Source organism: Candidatus Dadabacteria bacterium, from assembly GCA_026706695.1.
Taxonomy (GTDB): Bacteria; Desulfobacterota_D; UBA1144; order Nemesobacterales; family Nemesobacteraceae; genus Nemesobacter.
This window is the reverse complement of sequence record JAPOYE010000050.1, coordinates 1-19345: the sequence shown is the minus strand read 5'-3', so window position 1 is coordinate 19345 and position 19345 is coordinate 1. Positions and strand designations below refer to the sequence as shown.

Genomic DNA, 19345 nt, shown 5'->3' with positions numbered 1-19345 from the left:
TGGAATGCTGCGGATATTCGCGGTATAAAAGAAGATGTCAGGGAAGTCCGTAGGGATGTAACCGATCTTCGAGAACGCATGGCAAGAGTTGAAACTCTCCTTGAACAACTTCTTAAAAAAGAGGGATTGGTGCTAAATGATGACTAAGGAGTCTCTCTGCCGCACTTCTTACAGACAGGATGACTCTTGGAGTAGAACTCCATAATCTTGGCAAGGCAAGCGTCACTGTCTGGAATTTCTTTTCATATGAGGTTTCCCAAGTGGCCAAGCATCTTCGGTATGTTTTCAGGCATATTTCCGCCCGCCTGCGCCATCTCGGCACCTCCGCCCCCTTTTCCGCCGACAATCCCGGCAAGCTCCTTTACGATTTTTCCAGCGTGATAACTGCCGACAAGGTCCTTGGTAATACCCACAAGAATAAAAACCCGGCCTCTGTTCTCAGCGACAAGCACAGCGATGCCGTTATTCATTTTCCCCTTCAGGTAATCCCAAAGAGAACGCAGTTCCGCAGGTTTCGAAACAGAAACTTTGACCCGAAGGAGATTAACTCCTCCCACATCCTCAACTTTGTCAATCAGCCCGGAGGCCGTTTCTACAAGAGTCTTCGCCCTGGAAGATTCGATTTCCGCTTGGAGTCGGGCGTTTTCATCAATCACTCCTGCAAGCCTAGAAAGAAGTTCGGAGCGGGGGGCGTTAAGGCTGGCGGAGAATTCGTTCAGGATATCTTCCTGCCCTTTCATGTAATTCCATGCCGCCTGACCGCTTACGGCCTCGATCCTCCTCACTCCCGCGGAAGACGCGCTCTCAGACACTATCTTCACCATGCCTATCTCGCCCGAAGCCCTGACATGGGTGCCGCCGCAAAGCTCCTTGCTGTAGTCCCCTATCATTACCACCCTTACCCTGTCGCCGTATTTCTCTTCGAATATAGCGGTGGCCCCGTCCTTTATGGCTTCGTCGTACGAAACGTCTTCTTTTGTCACGACCTCGTCGTCACGCCTTATTCTCTCGTTGATGATCTGTTCTATGGAATCGAGCTGCTGTTTCTCGATCGAGGAATAGTGGCTGAAATCAAACCTGAGCCTGTCGGGCCCGACGAACGATCCTGCCTGATTGACGTGATTGCCGAGGACTTCCTTTAAAACGGCGTGAAGCACATGTGTTGAGGTATGGTGAGCCGTAACCCCCTGTCTGAACACGGGGTCAACCTCCATGTGTACCGTGTCGCCGACCTGCGCATTTCCCTTCTCGACAATGACATTGTGAATGAAAAACGTGGGGGTGAGCTTTCTCGTATCGAGGACCTTCGCGTGGAATCCTGGCCCGGCAATTTCGCCCCTGTCCCCGGTCTGTCCGCCCGATTCCCCGTAAAAAGGAGTGATATCGGTAATTATCTGGGCTTCCTGACTTTCCCAAGCTGTATCGGAAATTTCTCCCTGGCTTATTATCCCAGTAACCGCGCCTTCGGAAGAGAGGGTCTTGTAGCCAACAAATTCTGTTGTCATCTCTCCGGCGAGCTCAAGCAGAACAGATGTAAGGTCGGTTTCTCCGCCGCCGCGGGCTTTTCTTGACTTGGTTCTCTGTCTCTCCATTTCCTTCTCAAAGCCCGGGAGGTCAATATCTATACCCTCGGTTCTGGTTATGTCTTCGGTTAGGTCGACCGGGAACCCGTATGTATCGTAGAGACTGAAAACCACCTTGCCAGGGAGCTTCTTCTTTTTCCCGAGCTTTGCGATTTCCTGGTTAAGAAGTTCAAGTCCTCTGTCCACCGTCTCGAGGAATCTCTCCTCCTCGCTTTTTACAACCTGGGATACAAAGTCCCCCTTTTCCCTGATCTCAGGGTAGGCATCCGCCATGATCCCCTCAACCGCGGGCAGGACCCTGTAGATAAAGGGTTCGTCTATTCCCAGAAACTTGGAGTGGCGAACAGCTCTCCTGAGTATTCTCCTAAGGACGTATCCCCTACCTTCGTTTGACGGGAATACTCCGTCCGAGATGAGAAAGGCAAGCGCTCTTGAGTGATCCGCCATAACCCTCATCGCAACCTCGGTCGAGCGGTCGGTGGAATAATCTCTTCCGGAAAGCTCCTCTATCTTGCTTATTATTCCTCTTAGAAGGTCGGTCTCATAGTTGCTCCGCACTCCCTGAAGAACCGCTGCAAGTCTTTCAAGCCCAAGCCCCGTATCGATGCTGGGACGAGGAAGAGGTGTCATCTCTCCCTTTTGATTTCTCTCAAACTGCATGAACACAAGATTCCAGAGCTCAAGGTAACGATCGCACTCGCATCCGACGGCGCACCCCGCTTTCCCGCAGCCAAGCGATTCCCCCTGGTCTATCAGTATCTCGGAACACGGACCGCACGGACCCGTATCCCCCATTGACCAGAAATTGTCTTTCTCCCCCATCCTCACGATCCTTTTCTTGGCAACACCGATATCTTTGTTCCAGATCTCAAAAGCCTCGTCGTCGTCTTTATAGACGGTGATCCAGAGTTTTCCCTTGGGAAGCCCGTAAACATTGGTAATAAGATCCCATCCATAATTGATGGCTCCTTCCTTGAAGTAGTCCCCAAAGGAGAAATTCCCAAGCATTTCAAAAAAAGTGTGGTGTCTCGCCGTATACCCGACGTTGTCAAGATCGTTGTGCTTTCCCCCGGCTCTGAGACACTTCTGGGAAGAAACCGCTCTTTTGAAATCCCTGGTCTCATTCCCAGTGAAAACATTTTTGAACTGAACCATCCCGGCGTTGGTAAAAAGGAGGGTAGGATCGTTCTCCGGTATAAGAATGGAACTGCGCACCGGTTCGTGTCCCCTTTCGGAGAAATACTCGATAAATTCTCTTCTAACCTCGCGTCCTTTCATCTGACAAAAATCCCAAGCATACAGTACGGTGAACCGTTATTGGCTAAGAAGCCGGTTTCCAGCCCGGATGAGGAAATATAACAGGAATGGTAGAAAACTGAATTGAAAGAGCGGAGCAAAGCAAGGAGAGAGCTCTATCTTCCGGCCCGCTGCAATGCTTCTTCCTCAACCCCGGTAACGGCGTAACAGAAGTTCCCATCGACCTTTTCACGTCTCACTTCGAGATAATCGCTTGCGCCCTCGCGGAAACCGGTCGTAACAAATACGCTCCAAACCCTCGCTCCATCGCAAAGAGCCTTGGCCTCGTCCACAAAGGGTTTCGCAAGCGCGAAAACGTCCGATTCATCTGACACCGGCAAATCAGCCGAGGAAATGCCCATCTTGAGCTTTATATCCGACCGGGCAGAGACTTTCTGACCATCGACCACCCCGGCGAAAAGCTGCATTATCTCAACCGCGCAGCACACGCAATTGAGCTTTGCAGCGGGTCCGGGACCGGGGTTGGTGAAAAAAGCCACCACCTCATCGCGAAGTATGGCCTCCACGGTTCCTCCGAAGGAGCCTATAGTGGTTGAAACGGACTTTCTGTAATAGGCCGTAAGAGAGTTGACGCTGGATGGCGAAACATCTTCAATCAGCGTTTCAAAATCCGCGATCTTTACGACGAGTATGCTGATATCTGTCTTCTTCCCCTCGGAATCCGCAACCTCGGTAACGGCGGAGGGAGCATCTTGTTCAGGTTCGGCATCCTCTTCTTCAACATGCACGATTTCCACCAGACCCTCATCAAACGAATCTTGGGGAGCCCGAAATGAAGAAACATCAGAAGATTGCTCCTCTCTTAAGACTATCTTCGGCCGGAAATCCGTCGGCAGTTCATCCGAACGGTCAAAGTCCGCATCTTCCAGATCCTCCGTGTCGTCCCGGTCGGCCGACCCGCCTTCAAGCGAAGAGACCATTTCGTTGAATTCACGGCAGAGCCACTGAACCCCTGCCCCCGCAATGAGCGAAGACCGCCCATCCAGGCGGACCGAGTAATCTCCGCTGGCAACAGAACCTACAGCCTCAGAGAATTCCCCCATGAACCGGAATGCCCGATCACTTATAAAACGTATCAGGGAAGTAAAAACAACTGCCATCAGGGAAGCGAAAATGAGGCTCCAGAGCAAAGCGTCAAGGTGGAAGCTTTCCCCAACAGAACTTCTCAGACCCAAAAGGACAGTCTTTCCCTCAGGTCCCTTGAGGGTGAGCTTCTCAAACCCCTTGTCATCCTGAAAACCGAAACTCTTCTCAAGCACCCCGTTATGATCAAGCAGCCTTACGTACCCGACATTGTTTCTCGTATCAAGAATGCTTCTTGCGCGGTCGGCGAAAAAAACCTCCTCGCTGAACACTTCTTCCATCTCCTCAACTATGAGGTCGGCGTACCTCTCCGGGAAATAAAAATACTGGAACGCAAAAACCGCCAGAAATGAAAGCACAAGACAGAAAATAAATACGGGAAAGAATGGAACTAGATTGAAAGATTTTTTCCGGTTTTTCAAAGGACTCAAGGTAAATTTCCGTCTAACTTATCCAGAAGGACAACATGCCGGTAAAAGTATTCAGTAATTATAATAGGAGAAAAACAAAAAACTAGTTTTACGGGGAACCGCTCAGGCAGGAACTACGGAAACCTTTGTTCTGCCCTTTCCGGATTTCTGAAATTTCACAACCCCGTCAGACATTGCGAATATCGTGTAATCCTTTCCAAGCCCCACGTTCAGACCAGGCTTAATGCTGGTACCACGCTGCCTTACTATTATGTTCCCCTTGACAACCGGCTGGCCTCCGAATTTCTTTACGCCAAGCCTTCTGCCTATGGAATCCCTTCCGTTTTTGGAACTTCCGCCACCTTTTTTGGTTGACATGCTTACTCGCCTCCGCGAATCAGGCGCTTATGCTCGTAATCTCGACGCTGGTCAGGTTTTGGCGATGGCCCGCCTTTTTTCTGTACCCTTTCCTTCTTTTGAACTTGAAGACTACTATCTTCTCGCCCTTTTTCTGCTTTACTATTCTACCCTCAACCCTGGCATTTTCAACAACAGGGCTACCCACCTTAACGTCCTCTCCGTCAGCGGACACAAGCAGGACTTCCTCAAAGTTCACTTCTTCGCCGGGTTCGCCGGAGATTTTTTCTATATCAATAATGTCGCCCGGTTTGACTATATACTGTTTTCCACCGGTCTTTATAACAGCGTGCATAACGTCCTCCGCACTTTATGGAAGCACTATTTTGCCTGTTAGAAAATTCTTTTGTCAAATGCCGCTCTGAAGATTCCATGTCCTGAGGCTGGTGTAGCGGGATCCAAGCTCACTTTGAACAAGCCCGACTCTTGTAATGGAGAACTCCGTTTTGTCCGGTTGAGGAATCCTCCTGATTCCCTCGAAATCCCCTCTGATCCTGCCCAGAGTCACGTGCGGGATGAATTTTCTTTTCTCCATCTCAAACCCGTTCTGCAGGACCGCACTCTGCACTTTGTCAAAAAGAGACTGGAACTGCTCGTTTTTCACAAGACCCAAGGCCAACACTCTAGGATTTCTCGAGCCCGGAAACAGGCAAAAATCGTCAAATCCAGACTCAACACTCCCCGAACCGCAAACCGCGGAACCTACATCGGCTGATATGTCCTCAAGACACGATTCATCAACATCTCCAAGAAACCTGAGCGTGACGTGAAGTTTCTCCTTCGGTTCCCACCTTACCCCTCGAAGAAAACCCCTAAGCGACTGGACGTAGCGAAAAAGCACATCTTTTGTTTCCTCGGGAAGAAAGGCCGCGATAAAAAGTCTCAAGAGCAAAGCCTCCCCATCCGCTACTTCACGCACCAAGTGGAGAACGAATCATTTTTGCCCCGGGAAAGCGGAAGCTTGTTCTCACCGTTTAAGTACATGATGTATACCTGCCTTTTCCCCAGCCTCTTTGAAGAGAAAGTGATGTAGTGACCATCGGGAGACCACGAGGGATGCTCGTTTCTTCCCGAAGAGGTAAGCCTTTGCTGGCCCCGGCCGTCAGGTCCTACGGAGTAGATGTCGGCCTCGGATTTTTTCACTTTCACAAACGCTATACGGTTAACTAAGTGGCTTGGAGACCAGACCGGGTCGGTATTGTAACCCTCCGAGGTAATTCTTACCGCTCGACCCCCCTCGGAGCTTATTACGTATATGTTCGGCGCTCCCGCCCGATCCGACACAAAGGCAATTTTTCTGCTGTCGGGAGACCAAGTCGGGGAGATATCTATGGCGGGAGACTTGGTAAGTCGCTTAAGTATTTCCCCTGAGGACGAGGCTATGTATATGTCCCCGTTACGGCTAAACGCCACACGGCTGCCGTCTGGAGACCAGCTCGGAGAATTGTCGAGGTGAATGCCCCGGGTTATCCTCTTGCCCTCAGCGGGGAGGCGGGTGGCTTTGAAATTCAGCAAGTAGACGTCATGATCCCAGCTTCTGTCGGAAGTGAAGACCACTTGGCTTCCGTCAGGTGAACAGTCAGGAGAGAGAACCGAAGATCCGTGATTGGTAAGCCTTTTTGCGTTGTGCCCGTCGTAATCCATGATAAAGAGATCACTTCCATGACCGTCCCTTCTGACAAACACTATCTCTGAGTCAAAAAAGCCGTCGAGGCCGGTAAGCTCCCTCATGAGCTCACCCGCAAATTTGTGCACCACATTCCTTATGTGGCGCGGAGACGCCACGTATCTCCTTCTCATGCGCTCCTGCCTGCTGGGCACATCATAAACTATGAGATCGTAAGAGACCTCCCGAGGCGAAACATCAAAATTTCCGCTCACCAGATACCTGGTTTTCTGAGCATCTAAATATTCGAAATCTATATCCTCAAAAGAGGATGAAAACAGTATGTTCACCTGGCGGACATCAAAAAGGGCCGCGTTGGTAAGATCATTCTTCAGGACATCAGTGAAATTCTTCCCGTACACGCTCAAATCCCCCTTGGCTTTAAGCACCGCAACGGCGATCGGTATTTTTTTTATCGGAGAAGCAACCGGGGGAAGCTGTATCTGCGCGGTCGCCAAGCAGGGAATAAACAAGAGCGTAAAGAAAACCGCAAGCGCTGATCTCATCTTTTTTTCTTTCCAGGTCTCGAGGCCGCGAACGGACAATGATCTCGCGGCAAAGACATTTCCTGAGACAAAACTTCAGTCAGTCAGTTCGACGTTCCAGTAAGACATATCCACAAAGTTCAGAAAAGGCTCCCACTCCTCATATCTCACGGCTTTAAAATGGAGGTTGGAAAAAATACTGGCAACGGGCTTCACAGGTTTGGTGAGCAGTCTCATGTTCGCCTGCTCGGGAGTCTTTCCTCCCTTTTTCCTGTTGCACTTAACACAACAGCACACTATGTTGTCCCAGGTACTTCTTCCGCCCATTGACCGCGGAATCACATGGTCAAGGGTAAGATCTCTTTTCCGAAAAGCCTTCGCGCAGTACTGGCATGTGTCCGCGTCCCTTCTGAAAATGTTTATCCTGTTGAACTTAGGTTGCTTTCTGTGATACCCCTCATACCTAACGAGAATTATCACCCGTGGAGCTTTTATAACGCTGGTAACGGTCCTTACGCAGTCTTCGGCGTCGACCGAACGGATATCCTTCCACGAATCGAAGTCAAAGGTCTCATACTCCCTGTTTACAGCCTTTGCGGCACCACCGTAAAGAAGGATAAAGGCCCTTTTCAAGCTCGTTACCGAGACAGGGACGAAAAACCTGTTCAAAACCAGTACCGGTGACTGAAGCATAATAGCCGACTAATTTACCGGCTTGCGGGGGTTATTCAAGCACGCAACGACACTTTTATTTTCCTTAACTGTTGGTTAAAATTCCCATCGCCCAGCCAAAATGCAATCACGGCAGCATCCCGTTCGTATTTACTAAGCAAGTACGCACTTTAAGGAGGGTGTCCAAGAGGAAGTCCCTTAACATGGAAATGGAAACCAACCTGCTGATTCAGATAATCCTCTGCATAGCACTTTTTCTGTCCATATTTCTTCTCGTAAGGTCAAACTCCGAAGCGGAAAAAGAACTTGAATCCGGAGAAGAGAAGAAATAAATGTTCCCTGAACTTCTCAGAATAGGCGATTTTCATATTACATCCTTCGGGGCGATGGTCGCCGTCTCTTTTCTTGTCGCTTTCTGGGTTTCCGGGATGGAATTTGAAAGAAAAGGGATGTCCAGGCGACTTCACGAACAGGGTTTTCTTGCCTGCCTTGTGGGAGGCATACTCGGGGCCAAGCTTCTTTTCCTGATCGAGAACGTTCCCCTAAGCGACCTTATCTCCTACCCCATGCACTACCTTCTTCTAAGGGGAGGACTTACCTTCTACGGAGGATTTTTTCTGGCTCTCTTCGCCTTTTTCGTACTAACAAAAAAGCATAAAGAAAGTTTCTGGAAAGTTCTTGACGCCACCGCCCCGGCTCTCGCAATAGCTTACGCGACTGGAAGGGTCGGCTGTCTTCTAGTTGGAGACGATTACGGGATCGCCTCCACACTCCCCTGGGCGATGCCGTTTCCAAAGGGTTCCCCCCCGACACTTGAGGCGGTTCATCCGACTCAGATCTATGAAACGATCATAATGTCTCTTGTGTTCTTAGTGCTGTGGAAGATAAGGAAGAAGGACAGGCCTGTCGGCTGGCTCGCCAGCATATATCTGGGACTCGCGGGCCTTGAAAGGTTCTTTATCGAGTTCATAAGAAACACCACTGAAAGCCCGATATCCGGCCTTTCAGTAGCGCAGGTAATGGCACTTGCACTGATCCTTATCGGAGCGCTCAAATACATATCTTTACGCAGACACAAGGAAGCGTTTTGAACCCGCAGTTTCGCTCCTACGCATGAAAACGATCCGGATAACCAGACCGACCGGAAACGAAATCCTGGCCGCAGGATCCGGGGTGCTTTTTTCCGCATCCCTTTTTTCAAGCACTCTCGGCGTACTGGGCTGGGTATGCTTTGCCCCAATGCTTCTGGCGCTTCAGGGGAAAAGCGCTTCGCAGTCACTTCGACTGGGCATGATATCCGGGACATCCATGAACCTCGTCTCGCTTTACTGGCTCGTCGGGACTCTCAACAGGTTCGGTGAAATCCCCTTGCTCCCGAGCATGGCGGCCGTGTTTCTGTTCTGTGTGTACTCATCGCTTCAGTTCGGAATTTTCACTTGGTATATATCGAGATTCGGACTCTGCCGGAGAAAAAGTGTCGCAAACGCGCTCATGATTTCTTTTGCCTGGGTGGTCGCAGAGTTTTTCTTCCCGGTTCTCTTTCCCTACGGAATAGGAGTCTCCCAAGGCTACTACCCGAAGGTAATACAGGTGGTTGACACGCTCGGGGTGAACTTTCTGGGGTTTCTGATGTTTTTTGTAAACGTGTCGGTTTTCTACCTCGTCGACGACTTGCGGCGGAGAAAAAAACCTGTGCTTGCCGCACCCGCAATCTCGATTGCCACAATCGCAATCTTGCTCAGCTACGGATCCTTCAGGATAAACGAAATCGAGGCTTTCCTTAAGACAGAGCCCCGGGTGAAAATCGGGATGGTTCAGGCGAATTTTGATTACGCGGAAAAGAACCTCGACAATGAACCGGTCATAACGGAAAAACACAGGGAGATGTCGCGAAGACTTCCGGAGGCAGACCTCGTGATCTGGCCGGAGACATCGGTTCAGTACTGGTTTCCCAAAGACAAATCGTCATACAGAATTGAAAATCAAGCAGACATAGTGCCGGCTGGACACCCAGCGCACTTCCTCATCGGAGGACTTTCCTTTACCCAGGACCCCATCCTGCTTGAGGACGGCTGGGATGAAGAGGACCACAAAAAATACAATACTACCTTCCTAGTCGATCCTAAGAGTTATATCCTCGGCCACTACAGCAAGACCCGGCTTTTTCTTCTGGGCGAATATTTCCCCTTGATAAACGAGGAGCTTAAGTTCCTCAAAAGGGTCTTCCCCATGATGGGAGATCTCACCCCGGGAGAAGGCCTCAGAGTGCTTGAGGTTTCGGAAAAAAACATGAGAATAGGGTCCCTTATATGCTATGAGGACATAGTGGCGAAGATTTCGAGTGACTACGTGAAAATGGGAGCCAACCTGCTCGTTAACCTCACAAACGACGCTTGGTTCGGAAGGAGTATCGCTCCCTACCAGCATCTGCTCCTCTCAATTCCAAGGGCAGTTGAAACGCGCCGTTACCTGGTAAGATCAACAAACAGCGGCGTAAGCGCGATCGTATCTCCTACAGGAAAGATAGAGGCCCGCACGGGGATATTCACTACGGAAAATCTGGAGGGAGAGGTGGTTCTAATCGACTCGCTTGAGACTCTCTACTCGAGGGTTGGGGACATCTTCGCGTGGCTGGCACTTGCGGCGACAATTCTTTTCGTGGTGAAAAGCTACTTAGGAAGAAAATATGCTGACTAGAGGTCCGTTGTCTTTGTCGCTCGTTTAAACCGTGGCTTGAGGCCATGGTATTTTTATGAAGAGTTTCCCGCGGGAACACCAGTGATTTGAGTTGCAGGCATCAGCTCAATTGCAAAACGGGGATTAAAAACCTGATCTGTAATCTGTACTCCCTGAATATTATCGACCAGATAGCCGTCGCGTTCGTTTTTATCAACATCGTGAACTCCAAGGATTATACCGCCTTCTCCATTAAAACGGAGCGAGTAAGGTTCAATACGCCTTATATTTCCTCGATAGTCCAGATCAACGCAAAGCAGGTTGGAAGCAGCGAAACGGATAATCTCGATACATGCCTTTACCTTGGCAGAAACCTGCAGAAGCAATGTGCGTTCGCGTATTACTCTCTCCCCCGCCTCTCCAGTGTAGGCAGGTGGGATCTGCGGTGTGATACCGCTTTCAAGCCATGTAAAAAAGATTGGCAACTCATTCCAAAATGTCACAAACGGAGGCAAGAAAGGCAATTGGTGTGACAGCATTTGCGCCCATCTGTTTTGTAGGATAGACCGATGAATTTCAAGTTGGGCGAGGACAGGAAAATCGATTTTTTTGAACTCGCATTTCTGGCGGAGCACATCAATCAATACGGCAGTACTAGCGGGCCTTGCATCGGCATTGCGAAATAAGTTGACAACATCGTACAGGTCACGGGGTCTCCCCCGTTCAGCAAGGGCCCTTATCTTCTCGCCAAACGCCTCTTCGTATGCATATGACCGTATGATGATATCTCCGTTCGGGGCATCGCTGTAAGGATGATAAACCTGAGACCGAACCGGGCTCAGCACTACGAACTCATCGGCCGTCAGGTCAAACTTGATCCTCGGCATGCTTCTGCCACGCGGCGACACCGGGCCCTGATACCCTATCCGGGCTTGGCAGGATTTGCCACCACGCGGGTTTTGGTAAATGTCAAACTTGTGAGAATGCGACGGAAGTTCGATGCCGGTCTGCTGATAGATGTGTTCGCATATTTCCCCAAACACGGTTTTAAGAAAGCCGTCATCGATATGCGTGGCATCAGAAAGAGTAAAATCGAGGTCTTCGGAAAATCTGTAGGTCTCAAAAAAGCATTTTTTCAGGCAGGTGCCGCCCTTAAAAAGCCAGCTTTCACCTAAAATCTCATGATTAGATATTCCCCACAGCAACCAGCCAAGAACATAGTCCTTCTCTACAATGTGGGGATTGAGCCCCTTAATGGTCGCTACATCGATGATCTCGCGCTTGCTAATCACTTCTTTCTCCTGTTGTCCAGTTCAGCGGAATCCGAAGACGCCATTTTGAGATCAGACGAGGACACTCTAACGCGGGGTCAACCTTGGCGTTGCCACTGGTAAGGTGTTTCAGACATGTCTCGGTCAAATCCCCGGTGTCAGGATACTTTTCAGCCAGAAAACCAAGCCTTTTGAAAACCGCACCATTAGCAAGCCCTTCCGCATAGTCTATCAGTATTTCATCATCTCGATCAGGACTCCTCAGATAAACAGCTAGACAGTCAGCCACATGCTGAATCCCCCCGCCGACGGATGGTTCATCGAGCATGTCAATGATCGTACGGTGAACATCAGAAATCAGAACTTTAGACCGACCGCGCCAGACCGCTTTAGTACCAAAAAACTTTCGTTCCTGTATATGGCGCACGATGAATTGTGCTCCATCACGTATCTCATACTTTTTACGAACTGTTCTCGTGGTCATAACAAGAATCTGGCGGAACAACTGTTCGGTGAGGTCCCAGTATTCCGCGGCAGTCCACCCACCAATATAACCAGGAGCATAAAGAACCGGTACAAGTATCCAAGGATCATCCAGAATCCGCTCGCTTTCAAGCGAATCAAGAGACACAGCAACATAGGCACCCGGCCCAATACGTCTTAACCAGCCTTGGCCGGCCCAGCGTGAAAGAAGCTTGGCGGCATCCGACCGCCCTGTCGGGAGAACAGAGACTACATCTTCGATTCGAATAATGTCACCAGCCCCTCTGATGACAGTTGCGAGTTTGCGCCTGCCTTGCGGTATTGATCTTTGTTGTATAGTATTACCGTCCATAAATCACCAAAAATGTGAATTATTGATATTGCATTATACACCACTGAAAGAAAATATTCAACAGAAACTGTATATTACAAATGCAATAAATCACATCTTTGGTGGAAATTTGGATATTTGCTATACTTGACGTTTTTCGCGGAAAAGAAATGTTGACAAGTGTATGGAACCGCCGTAAGCGGGACACTTCTCACTGAAAAGCTACTTAGGAAGAAAATATGCCGACCAAGGCTTCTATGAGCCGGTCGTTTTCCTCTCTAGCTCCAACCGTAATCCTGAGGCAATCTGCAAGGCGTCCTTCTCCACTGAAACGGCGAACCAGAATATCGTTTCTGACAAGCTCTTCGAAAAGAAAATCTGCGTCTGGAACCTGTACCAGGAAAAAATTCGCGTCTGTCGGATACACATGAATCTCTTCAATCCGCTCGAGTGCCCCGCGGAGCTTTTCTCTCTCGCTCAATATAAGGCCTATCTTCCGCTCGATAACCCCGGGGTTTTCAAGAGCAAAAGACAGCACATCCTGACTAAAGGAATTTATGTTATAGGGAAGACGCGCCTTGTTCACTTCGTCTGCGACCTGCGGTCGTGCAAAGAATATTCCAAGTCTCGCCCCCGCAAACCCTATCTTGGACATTGTTCTCAGTACCAGCAGGTTTTCATATTTATCTATATGGGGAATATAGCTTTTTTTGGAAAAATCGCAGTAGGCCTCGTCGACAACCACCGCGCCCCCGCTTGCCTCAAGGATCTCAAGCACTTTTTCTTCCGAAAAAGAGTTCCCGGTAGGATTGTTCGGAGTCGCGAGAAAAACGATGTCAGGGTCCTGCGCGCGAATCGTCTCCAAGGTCTGTTCGAGATCTATGTCAAAGTTCTCATCAAGCTCAACCTCCGTCACCTGCTTTCCCAGAATAAGCGACGTGATCCTGTACATCGAGAAGGTCGGGGACGGCACGAGTACGCGGCCGCTTTTCCCCCCAAGCACCTCGACGATCATCTGTATGATCTCGTCTGAACCGTTGCCAAGCAATATCCCATCCACAGAAAAGCCTGCAGCTCGGGAAAGAGAAGTTCTTACCTCCAGAGCCTCGGGATCCGGATAACGATTTACCGGAAGCTTCGCCAGCCGTTCGGAAAGCGCAAGCTTCTCTTCTTCCTCAAGATCGTAAGGACTTTCGTTTCCATCAAGCCTGACCGAGCAGTCGATCCTCGGCACCGAGTAAGCGGATATTGACCTTAGGTTCTTAGAAATCCTGCTTTTAATTGAATCTATGTCAGACACTGGAGTCTCCCGTTCTAAACAGTAGCGTGAACATTGCTCAGGAATCCTCAATCCGTCTTTTTACCGAAAACGCGTGACCCGAAAGCCCCTCGGCGTGGGCAAGATTCATAACGGTCGCGCCGAGAGACGAAAAGCCTTTTTTCGACATCGATATGGTGCTCGGCATCCTCAGGAAATCATAAACGCTGAGAGGAGAAGAAAACCTCGCCGCTCCTCCCGTCGGAAGAACGTGACTCGGACCCGAGACGTAATCGCCGAAAGGCTCGGTCGAGAGAGATCCCAGAAATATTGCTCCCGCGTGTTTTATGCCTTTTAGAAGAGATTTGGGGGAACGCACGCAGAGCTCAAGGTGCTCGGGAGCAACCGCGTTTGAAAGCGCTACTGCCTGCTCCATGTTCTCGGTTACGTAGATTCTTCCGTTGCTTGAGACCGCGGCGCCCGCGATTTGCTCTCTTTCAAGCTCCCTTAGCTGCGAGAGCACTTCCTTTTTCACCTCTTTGGCGTAATCATAGCTGGTGGTCGCGAGAATCGGGATTGACATTTCGTCATGCTCGGCCTGAGCAAGCAGGTCCGCGGCAACCCATCCCGGCGGACACGAACCGTCGGCTATAATCAGAACCTCGGTCGGCCCTGCCAGCATGTCAATGTCGCAGAAACCATAAACCAGCTTCTTGGCTATCGTAACATAGATGTTCCCCGGACCTACTACCTTGTCCACTTTCGGTATGCTTCTGGTTCCAAAGGCCATTGCCGCTATGGCGTGGGCCCCGCCTATTTTGTAGACGTTGCTCACCCCGGCAATTTCGCACGCCACAAGAATCTCGGGGCGCACCCGTTTCCCGGAACATGGTGTGACAACGCTTATCTCGATTGCCCCGGCAACCCGCGCCGGTATGGCGGTCATGAGAACGGTTGAAGGGTACGAAGCCTTGCCTCCCGGAACATACACTCCCACCTTCTCAATTGGTCTTATCAGCCAGCCAAGTTCGTTTCCGAGCGCATCCTTGTAGGCTCCGGCCTTCGGAAGCTTCTTCTTCTGGTAGGAGCGAATCCGTGAAGCGGCCTTCTTAAGGTCCCTCGCAATACCCGGTGCGACGGCTGCTTTAGCCTCTTCAAATTCGCGATCGGTGACCTTTACGTTTTTCGCAGTTACGTAAGGCCCGTCAAATTTCTTCGCGTAGCGAAAAAGCGCCGAGTCTCCCTGCTCTCTGACGTCCTCTACAATCTTTTCTGTCTGCGAAACAAGCTCCGGATCGAAATGTGAGGCCGATTTCTCTATTTCTCTTGACCTTCTTTCCAGATTTTTTGAATTTATCCTTATAATCTTCATGGTCGTAACAGTGTTTTCCCTTAAAAACCGATTCAGTTTATCCCGGTTGCGGAATATCCCAAACTCAGTTTTCCGGATCGATTCCTTCTCCGAAGCCGCTTTCAATCAGACGGGAGACTTCCTCCATCGCAAGCTCCGAGTCCTCCCCCTCTATCGTAATGGCAACTTCAGTGCCACAAATGGCCGCAAGGGACAAAACACCCAGTATGCTTTTTCCGTCTATCTCGAAACTGTCTTTCCTTATCATTATACTGGAACTGAATCTGCTGGTCAGGGCGACCAGAACCGCGGCCGCTCTGGCGTGAAGACCCAAACGGTTTCTTATTACGAAGTTTCTTACAAGCGGTTTCTGCGACAAATCAGGGTTCCTCTGCGGAGCGGAAAAAAGAAATATCCGTCTTTGAGTTTACCCGTAAATTCTCGTCATAATTCACGCTGAGACTGTAATCGGCGGTCGCAAAAAGCAGTCTTCTCGGAAAATAGGTGTCCGAGTCAATCCGTTTGAGGAGCGAGAACTCAATTTTAGCCTTCTCTCCGTCAGAAAGCGTACCCTCCACTCTGGTTATGAAGTTTCTCGGGAAATCGACCGTGACCTGGAGAGGCGTGCTTCCCGAAAACACGAAAACTATCTCCCCCTCCTTCTCCCCAGTCCGCACAGAGTAGCTTTTCTGGGGAATGACAAACGGGGATCCCCCCAGCAGGAAGTTTACTATGTCCTCAACTCCGAGCTGGGGCGGGAGCCCCGGATAAAGGTAGGAAAGTCTGAAATCCTCCGGATTCTCAAAGATCAACTCTTCCCATTTGGTCTTCATTCTCACGCTTTCTCCGTCGGAAACCACCCTTGCGAGCATCTCGCCGAAAGGAGCGAAAACCGAAACTCTCAGAAACTCCGGGCGGACGACGGTGGCTACCTGATCGAAAACAATTTTCCCCTGTGGGGACTTTATTGACACCCTAGCCCTGGCTTTTATCGAAGTGAAGCCCATCTGAGTGCGTTTCGCCTTTGCCAATATGGCGGAAAGATCAGGGTGTTCGGCGGTAGGGAGCGGGAGCTTACCGGCGCAGGAGAAAAGGAGAAGAACAAACGGTATAAAAACCCAGCTATGCCTCATCGCGCCTGAATTCCTTTAGCTTTTCTTGAAGCCTCGCGCGGATTTTCCTGTCTTCAACCGTAACCAGTTTCTTGGAATCCAGGAGTTCAAGGGCTTTCGTGTAATTCTCCACCGCAAGTTCTCTTTTGCCGAGTTTCTCATACACATCGCCCACGTGCTCCAGAATAGCCGCATCGGGAGGAGGGATCTCCGAGGCGCGAAGCAGATACTCGAGGGCTCTGGTGAAATCGCCCTTCTGATAGTAAACCCAACCCAGGCTGTCGATTATGTAAGCCCGCCTGGGAGCAAGCTCAAGAGCCTTGCTAATGAGTTCCTCGGCGTAATCAAGTTTTTTTCCCCGCTCGGCATACGTGTACCCGATGAAATTCATCGCATCGAAGCTCCGCGGATTCCTGCTGATTATATCCTCCATTACCGAAAGCGCTTCCGGTATGCGATCGCTGTAGTAATACGAAACGCCGAGCGAATACAGAACGGATTCCTCATCGGGGTGCTTTTCAAGATACCTGCCGTATAAAGAGATCGAATCCTCTTGTCTTCCCTGCCTTCCGTAGATTTCACCCAGAGAATTCACGGCCTTGGGATTGTACGGGTCCTTCTCATGAAGCTCTCTCAGTATATTGATCGCCTTCTGTGCTGAACCCTCAAGTTCATGTATGTACGCTCCATGGACGACTGCGTCTATGTGGAAGTCGGAGCTTTGGGGTATGGAATCGAGAAGCATCCTTGACTGGGAATACTGCCCGAGCTTGGTGTGAGCGACGGCAGAGTAGTATTTTGCCCCAAAATGTGCAGGCAGACGTTCGAAAACCTGTTTCAGTTCTCCGATAGCTTCCTCGTAACTGCCGCTTTCAAGATACAGAAGACCGATTCTGAAGCTGATCTCGGGATTCTCCGGGTCCGCGGCCTCCGCGTTGTGGTACTGCTTTATGGCCTCTTCGAACCTGCGGTGGCGGTAAAGCATGTTCCCGTAGGAAATAAAGACATCGCGATAAGGAGCAAATTTCCTGATCGCCGACTCGTACTGCTCTATCGCCTCTTCGATTCTTTTCGCTTTCTCAAGGGTTTCAACGAGCCCGACGAAAGCGGGGTAGTATGTCCGTTGAATTTCAAGGGCCCTTTCGTAGTGCTTTACCGCGGCATCCAGATCGTTTCTTCTGGAAGCGATGCTTCCAAGGTAGAAGTGACCCGTGACATCTCTGGGACTTATCGAAAGGCTTTTTTCGGCGTAATGCCCCGCCTTTTCAAGATTGCCGGAATAGAGTTCAGCCGCGCAAAGAAGCAGATAGGTCTCCCTGTCTCCGGAATCGGTCTCGGCAGCCTTAAGCAGGAATTTCTTGCCCCTTTTCTTCATGGCTTCGTCAGGATATGCAAGGTAGATGCGGGCAAGGTCCCTGTAAGCCGGGGAATTTGACGGATCAAGAACGATGGACTGGGTGAAATTGGCAACGGCCTTCTCGCGCATATTAAGAACCGTGTAAATCAGAGCGAGACGGTATTTTATTTCAGAAGACCGGGGATCAACCCGTTCTGCCTCTTCAAGGCTCTGCAGCGCACGTTTCAGGTCCCCTTGTTCCAGATAAAGCGCCGAAAGCGCAAAATGATAATACGCATCCTCCCGGTCTACGCTCTCAATGCCACTGTCGGAGTCAAAAGAGAGTCTCACACCGCCGCAGGAAAGACAAAGAAACAGAAAAGGCAAAAGAAACAGCTTTTTTTCAGGAGATTTTCTCAAACCACTCACCTGGAACAAATACCAACTCTCGGTTCCGAAACCCGGGTGCGTACCAGTTACGAAAGGAAAAACCGCCGAGATGCCACCGGGCAGAACCTTCTCAAACAGAATAACAAAGATGGATCAAAATACACAGCAAAGGAAAACAACACCGACTCGACTGCTTCCGCGCAGCAAGTTAGTTGGACAATAGCCATTGTCTTTCGGGCCGCTGCATCCATGAACTCCCCCATGTGCGCTTCGGTCTTCCCTCTCTTCCTGTACAGAGCAAGCATGTCCTGCGCGCTGAACTCCGCTCCAAGACTCGTTACAAGGAAGAAATGGTTTGTGATGAAAAAATCTTCAGAACTTTTCACCATCACGCCCCTTGAACTTTGAAGTGCAACACCCCTGAGAGCAGGGTTTTAGCCTTTTTGAGTAGTACACTTCAATTTGAAAGGGCCAAGCGACAAAGATAATCTCTAAGGTAGCCATAACAGGAGGTTATCCGATGTCATACAAGCACTTGGCCCTGCAAGAAAAGTTCCTGATCCACCACTATTTGCAAGAGGGCTACACGCTGCTGCCCTGTAATTGACGGGGGATGGTGAGCAGGTATGCTTTTTCATTGAACTGAAGATATAAGAGTATTTTTGGAGGGGCTTAAGTGAAGTCATTGCTCTTTATTTCGGGGTGGTGGAGTTATGAGCGTGGTCGTGAAGAGAAATGAATTTTCATATGATCCAGTACCCCCCCCCCCAGTTAATCCGCGCGCGTTGCTTCGCGGCTCGGCCCGCGTCAGCGCAGGAATAAGAGATTCTCTTTCCGCCTCGGGCGGAGTCCTTGTTCTGGTCTTTTTTGCGCTTGCGTTTTTCCTTCTAGCGAGAGACGCGCGGGCGCAGATAGACTGTAATACATTTACATATCCATCCAATCCCACCGACGCGGATGTGCTTAAGAAGCTCTATTGCGACACGGGAGGCAACTCATGGCCCAAAAAAACCAACTGGGGTGCCAGCGACCTGAACACCTGGCAAGGGGTTACCGCGCAGAACAACAAAGTCACTTCACTGGAGCTCGACAGCAACCAGTTAACGGGAACCATACCGGCAGAACTGGGCAACCTTACCAGCCTTACGACGCGGTTACGTCTCGACAGCAACCAGTTAACGGGAACGATACCGGCAGAACTCGGCGACCTTACCAGTCTGGATTTCTTATATCTCCACAGCAACCAGTTAACGGGAACCATACCGGCAGAACTCGGCGACCTTGCCGGTCTGCAGCTCTTGGCTCTCTACAGCAACCAGTTAACGGGGAGCATACCGTCTGAGCTTGGTAACCTTAGCGTTAATCTTAATACTTTACGTCTCGACGGCAACAAGCTAACGGGAACGATACCGACAGAACTCGGCGACCTCACCCGCCTGCAGTGGTTATATCTCCACACCAACCAGTTAACGGGGAGCATACCGTCTGAGCTTGGGAGCCTGAG

At 50.2% G+C, this 19345-nt stretch carries 18 protein-coding genes; 4 read left to right on the top strand and 14 right to left on the bottom strand.

What is annotated here, in order from left to right; all coding sequences use genetic code 11:
- Positions 1-242: 242 nt before the first annotated feature.
- From alaS to OXG10_03785, 7 genes are all read right to left on the bottom strand, one after another.
- The gene (alaS, locus tag OXG10_03815; protein MCY3826495.1) at positions 243-2861 is read right to left on the bottom strand and encodes an alanine--tRNA ligase; all 2619 of its coding nucleotides are present in this window, start codon (positions 2859-2861) and stop codon (positions 243-245) included.
- Positions 2862-2995: 134 nt separating this feature from the next.
- The gene (locus tag OXG10_03810) at positions 2996-4342 is read right to left on the bottom strand and encodes a hypothetical protein (GenBank protein MCY3826494.1); all 1347 of its coding nucleotides are present in this window, start codon (positions 4340-4342) and stop codon (positions 2996-2998) included.
- A 174-nt stretch (positions 4343-4516) separates the two neighbouring features.
- Positions 4517-4771, bottom strand: a complete 255-nt coding sequence (gene rpmA, locus OXG10_03805) for a 50S ribosomal protein L27 (protein ID MCY3826493.1) — start codon at positions 4769-4771, stop codon at positions 4517-4519.
- A gap of 19 nt (positions 4772-4790) precedes the next feature.
- Positions 4791-5105, bottom strand: coding sequence for a 50S ribosomal protein L21 (gene rplU, locus OXG10_03800; protein MCY3826492.1), 315 nt, complete (start codon positions 5103-5105; stop codon positions 4791-4793).
- A gap of 54 nt (positions 5106-5159) precedes the next feature.
- Complete coding sequence (gene thpR, locus OXG10_03795; protein MCY3826491.1) at positions 5160-5696, bottom strand: RNA 2',3'-cyclic phosphodiesterase; 537 nt, start codon at positions 5694-5696, stop codon at positions 5160-5162.
- Between the two features lie 20 nt (positions 5697-5716).
- Entirely contained in the window at positions 5717-6982 is a 1266-nt protein-coding gene (locus tag OXG10_03790; protein ID MCY3826490.1) for a hypothetical protein, read from the bottom strand.
- 75 nt (positions 6983-7057) lie between these two features.
- Positions 7058-7654 (bottom strand): HNH endonuclease, encoded by a 597-nt coding sequence (locus tag OXG10_03785; protein MCY3826489.1) that lies wholly within the window; start codon positions 7652-7654, stop codon positions 7058-7060.
- Positions 7655-7812: 158 nt separating this feature from the next.
- On the opposite strand from OXG10_03785, the gene OXG10_03780 reads away from it, so the two are divergent.
- The 3 genes from OXG10_03780 to lnt are packed head-to-tail and all read left to right on the top strand — an operon-like array spanning position 7813 to position 10330.
- On the top strand, positions 7813-7965 hold the full coding sequence (locus OXG10_03780; protein ID MCY3826488.1) for a hypothetical protein: 153 nt from the start codon (positions 7813-7815) through the stop codon (positions 7963-7965).
- Positions 7966-8724 (top strand): prolipoprotein diacylglyceryl transferase, encoded by a 759-nt coding sequence (locus tag OXG10_03775; GenBank protein MCY3826487.1) that lies wholly within the window; start codon positions 7966-7968, stop codon positions 8722-8724. It begins immediately after the preceding gene.
- Between the two features lie 22 nt (positions 8725-8746).
- Entirely contained in the window at positions 8747-10330 is a 1584-nt protein-coding gene (gene lnt / locus OXG10_03770) for an apolipoprotein N-acyltransferase (protein ID MCY3826486.1), read from the top strand.
- A gap of 53 nt (positions 10331-10383) precedes the next feature.
- Here lnt and OXG10_03765 read toward each other — a convergent pair whose 3' ends face one another.
- The 7 genes from OXG10_03765 to OXG10_03735 form a co-directional block, all read right to left on the bottom strand.
- Positions 10384-11601, bottom strand: coding sequence for a nucleotidyl transferase AbiEii/AbiGii toxin family protein (locus tag OXG10_03765; GenBank protein MCY3826485.1), 1218 nt, complete (start codon positions 11599-11601; stop codon positions 10384-10386).
- Positions 11594-12415, bottom strand: coding sequence for a hypothetical protein (locus OXG10_03760; protein ID MCY3826484.1), 822 nt, complete (start codon positions 12413-12415; stop codon positions 11594-11596). Before OXG10_03760 ends, OXG10_03765 begins: the two co-directional genes overlap by 8 nt.
- 205 nt (positions 12416-12620) lie before the next feature.
- On the bottom strand, positions 12621-13694 hold the full coding sequence (gene hisC / locus OXG10_03755; GenBank protein ID MCY3826483.1) for a histidinol-phosphate transaminase: 1074 nt from the start codon (positions 13692-13694) through the stop codon (positions 12621-12623).
- Between the two features lie 37 nt (positions 13695-13731).
- Positions 13732-15024 carry a histidinol dehydrogenase gene (gene hisD, locus OXG10_03750; protein MCY3826482.1) on the bottom strand — a complete coding sequence of 431 codons (1293 nt, stop codon included), beginning with the start codon at positions 15022-15024 and terminating at the stop codon, positions 13732-13734.
- A 64-nt stretch (positions 15025-15088) separates the two neighbouring features.
- A complete protein-coding gene (locus tag OXG10_03745) occupies positions 15089-15382 on the bottom strand; it encodes an HPr family phosphocarrier protein (GenBank protein MCY3826481.1) in 294 nt (97 codons plus the stop codon).
- Between the two features lies 1 nt (position 15383).
- Positions 15384-16136 carry a hypothetical protein gene (locus OXG10_03740; GenBank protein MCY3826480.1) on the bottom strand — a complete coding sequence of 251 codons (753 nt, stop codon included), beginning with the start codon at positions 16134-16136 and terminating at the stop codon, positions 15384-15386.
- Entirely contained in the window at positions 16126-17871 is a 1746-nt protein-coding gene (locus OXG10_03735) for a tetratricopeptide repeat protein (GenBank protein ID MCY3826479.1), read from the bottom strand. The genes OXG10_03740 and OXG10_03735 overlap by 11 nt, the downstream gene beginning before the upstream one ends.
- A 695-nt stretch (positions 17872-18566) precedes the next feature.
- On the opposite strand from OXG10_03735, the gene OXG10_03730 reads away from it, so the two are divergent.
- The coding region (locus tag OXG10_03730) for a hypothetical protein (protein MCY3826478.1) at positions 18567-19345 on the top strand (779 nt) is incomplete at its 3' end.